The organism is Frankia sp. AiPs1, from assembly GCF_023716945.1.
In the GTDB taxonomy this organism is placed as follows: domain Bacteria; phylum Actinomycetota; class Actinomycetes; order Frankiales; family Frankiaceae; genus Frankia.
In genome coordinates this window covers 1-3,484 of sequence record NZ_JAMQQF010000612.1, presented here as the reverse complement: position 1 = coordinate 3,484, position 3,484 = coordinate 1, and the positions used below count along the sequence as shown (strand labels likewise).

Annotated in this window: 3 protein-coding genes; all 3 read left to right on the top strand. The window is 73.3% G+C overall.

Features of this window, described 5'->3' with window-relative positions; genetic code table 11:
• On the top strand, positions 1 to 1,025 hold a 1,025-nt coding region (locus ND748_RS28260), incomplete at its 5' end, for an ABC transporter ATP-binding protein (protein ID WP_251749239.1).
• The gene (locus ND748_RS28255; RefSeq protein WP_251749238.1) at positions 1,022 to 1,786 is read left to right on the top strand and encodes an ABC transporter ATP-binding protein; all 765 of its coding nucleotides are present in this window, start codon (positions 1,022 to 1,024) and stop codon (positions 1,784 to 1,786) included. The genes ND748_RS28260 and ND748_RS28255, both read left to right, overlap by 4 nt.
• 93 nt (positions 1,787 to 1,879) lie before the next feature.
• Positions 1,880 to 3,454: a class I adenylate-forming enzyme family protein gene (locus ND748_RS28250; protein WP_251749237.1), complete on the top strand. Its 1,575-nt coding sequence runs from the start codon at positions 1,880 to 1,882 to the stop codon at positions 3,452 to 3,454.
• The last annotated feature ends 30 nt before the right edge of the window (positions 3,455 to 3,484 follow it).

The following is a 3,484-nucleotide window of genomic DNA, read 5'->3' as shown; positions in this document are numbered from 1 at the left end:
CGGCCGGGCCGCCCACCGCGCTGCCCGTCGACACGCTGCCCGTCGACACGCTGCCCGTTGACGGGCTGCCCGTTGACGCGCTGCCCCTCGGCGCGGCTGCGGCGGCCGAGGTGGTGGCGATCTCCATCGATCGGCCGGCGGCGGTCGCCGCCGCGCCCGACAGCGGCATTCAGGTGGAGAAGATCAGCGTCCGCTTCGGCGGCAACCTCGCCGTCGACAGCTTCTCGCTGACCGCTCCCCAGGGCCGGGTCACCGGGCTGATCGGGCCCAACGGCGCCGGTAAGACGACGACGTTCAACGCCTGCAGCGGCCTGGTCCGTCCCAGCAGCGGGCGGGTGCGGCTGCACGGCTCGGACGTGTCGCGCCTCGCCCCGTCGGCACGGGCCCGCGGCGGGCTCGGCCGGACGTTCCAACGGATGGAACTGTTCGACTCGATGTCGGTGCGGGAGAACATCGTGCTCGGCCGGGAGGCGTCCATGGCCGGCATCCGGCCCTGGCGGCACCTCGCCGGGACCCGCTCGCAGCGCAGGGTGGTCGCCGAGGCGGTCGAGCGCGCCGCGGCGACCTGCGGGATCACCGACTTGCTGGACCGGCCCGTCGGCATCCTGTCGACCGGGGAGCGCCGGCTGGTCGAGCTGGCCCGCTGCCTGGCCGGCCCGTTCGACATGCTCCTGCTCGACGAGCCGTCGTCCGGCCTGAACCGGCTGGAGACCGCCCGCTTCGGCGAGGTGCTCGCCGAGGTGATCCGCCAGGGCGACGTCGGCGTTCTGCTCATCGAGCACGACATGGCGCTGGTCATGGAGGTCTGCCACTACATCTACGTCCTCGACTTCGGCGTCCCGATCTTCGAGGGGACACCCGCCGAGGTCGCCGCGAGCGACGCCGTGCGCGCCGCCTACCTCGGCTCCGAGGCGGCCACCGGCGACTCGGCCGAGACCGGCCAGCCCGAACCGGATGGCCAGTCCGGCCCGGGCGACCCCGCGGCGCCGTCGCTGCAGACCGTGACCCAGGAGGTGAGTTCGTGACCGTCACCGAGACCCGGCCGGGCGGCGAGGGCGCCGCCGCCGCTCCCGCGACCCCGGTGCTGGAGGTCCGCGGGCTGGACGCCGGCTACGGCGCCTCGGCCGTGTTGCACGACGTCTCGCTGACCGTGCCGCGTGGCAGCGTGGTCGCGCTGCTTGGGCCGAACGGCGCGGGCAAGACGACGCTGCTGCGGGTGGCCTCGGGCCTGCTGCGCCCGACCCGCGGCGAGGTGATCCTCGACGGGCGTGATGTCACCCGGGCCCGGCCCTACCAGCGGGCCCGGGGCGGGCTGTGTCACATCCCGGAGGGCCGGGGCGTCTACCCGTCGCTGACCGTGCGGGAGAACCTCGTCCTGCACACCTGGAAACGCGACGTCGACGACGCGGTCGAGCGCGCGGTGGCGAACTTCCCGATCCTCGGCAGCAAGCTGTCCCAGCCGGCCGGCGAGCTCTCCGGCGGCCAGCAGCAGATGCTCGCGGTGATGCGCGCCTACCTCGACGACCCCGCCGTGGTGCTGGTCGACGAGGTGTCGATGGGGCTCGCCCCGGTGATCGTCGACCAGATCTACGAGTTCCTCGGCCGGATCACCCAGGCCGGGACGTCGCTGCTGCTCGTCGAGCAGTACGTCCACCGGGCCCTGGCCGCGGCCGACCGGGTCTGCGTGCTGACCAAGGGGCGGATCGTGTTCGACGGGCGCCCCGAGGACGTCGCGGAGGAGGTCTTCGAGCACTACCTGGGCGTCGACCCGAACCACGGCGGCTGACGCCGGAAAGCTGACGCCGGAAAGCTGACGCCGGAAAGCTGACGCCGAAGAGCTGACGCCGAAGAGCTGACGCCAGAGAGAGGAGTGGCCGCCGTGACGACGTCCGCATCGGCCGTGATACCCATCGACGACCTCACCTTCTGGGAGGTGTGCGAGCGACGGGCGCGGCTCACCCCGGACCGGTTGATGATCGTCGACGAGCGGGATCGCCGGATCACCTTCGGCGAGTTCCGCGACCGGACCGAGCGCGTGGCCGCGGGTCTGCACCAGCTCGGGATCGGCCCGGGATCCCGGGTGACCTGGCAGTTGCCGACCAGGATCGAGACCCTGCTGGTGTGCCTGGCGCTGGCCCGCCTCGGCGCCCACCAGAACCCGGTGATCCCGGCGGTGCGGGGCCGGGAGGTCGGGTTCGCGCTGCGCCAGACCGGCGCCGAGTACGTCGTGCTGCCCGGCACCTGGAACGGGTTCGACTACGTCGAGATGGTCGACGGGCTCGACTGGTCGGACGCCCCCCGGCCGCGGACCGTGGTCGTCGGCCTCGACGACCTGCCCGACGGCGACCCGGCGACCCTGCCGCCGCCACCGGCCGACCCGCGCGAGGCCCGCTGGACCTTCTACACCAGCGGCACGACCTCCGAGCCCAAGGGCGTGCTGCATTCCGACGAGTCGCTGATGTGGGGCGGTCGCGGTTACGCCGAGCGGATGCGGCTCGACGCGGACACGGTGTTCGCGATGCAGTTCGCCATCGCCCACATCGGCGGGCCGAACCTGTTCTGCTTCATGTTCTCCGTCGGGATCCGCACCCTGTCGGTGGAGCGGTTCGACCCGTCGTCGCTGGCGGAGCTGTTCCGCCGGCACCGGGTGAACCTGTGCGGCGGCAGCGTCGCGTTCGGGGAGCTGCTGCTGCGCGAGCAGCGCCGGCGCGGCGCCGGCCGGCTGCTGCCGGACCTGCGCCAGCTCGGCGGCGGTGCCGGCCCCACCCCACCGGCGATGTTCGACCAGATCACCGCGGAGCTTGGGGTGACCTACATCCCCGCCTACGGGATGACCGAGGTCCCGATGATCGCCGTCGGCTACCCCGACGACGACGTCGAGCTGCGCCGGGGAACCGACGGGACGCCCGTGCGCGGCATCGAGATCCGGGCCGCCCGCCTCGACGGCACCGTCGCCGACCCGGGGGAGGAGGGCGAGCTGCAGATCCGCGGTCCCCAGGTGTGCGTGGGCTACCGCGATCCGGCGCTGAGCGCGCAGGCGTTCGTCGACGGCTGGTTACGCACCGGCGACCTGGGGATGGTCCGCCCGGACGGCCGAATCAAGATCACCGGACGGATCAAGGACATCATCATCCGCAAGGGCGAGAACATCTCCGCGCGGGAGGTCGAGGACCTGCTGGGCACGCATCCGCTGGTCGCCCGGGTCGCCGTGGTCGGCCTGCCCGACGACGAACGCGGCGAGCGGGTCTGCGCGGTGGTCGAGCGGGTACCCGGCCAGCCCGACCTGGACTTCGCCGAGATGCAACGCCACCTGCTCGCCGCCGGGCTGGGTCGCTTCAAGCTGCCCGAGCAGCTCGAGCTCACCGACGAGCTGCCCACCCAGGGCTCGATGCTCAAGATCTCCAAGGCGGCGGTCCGCCGCGAGCTGCTCGCCCGCGCCGGCCCCGGGACCTGAGCCGGGCGCGGCGCCGGCCCGGGCATGGGC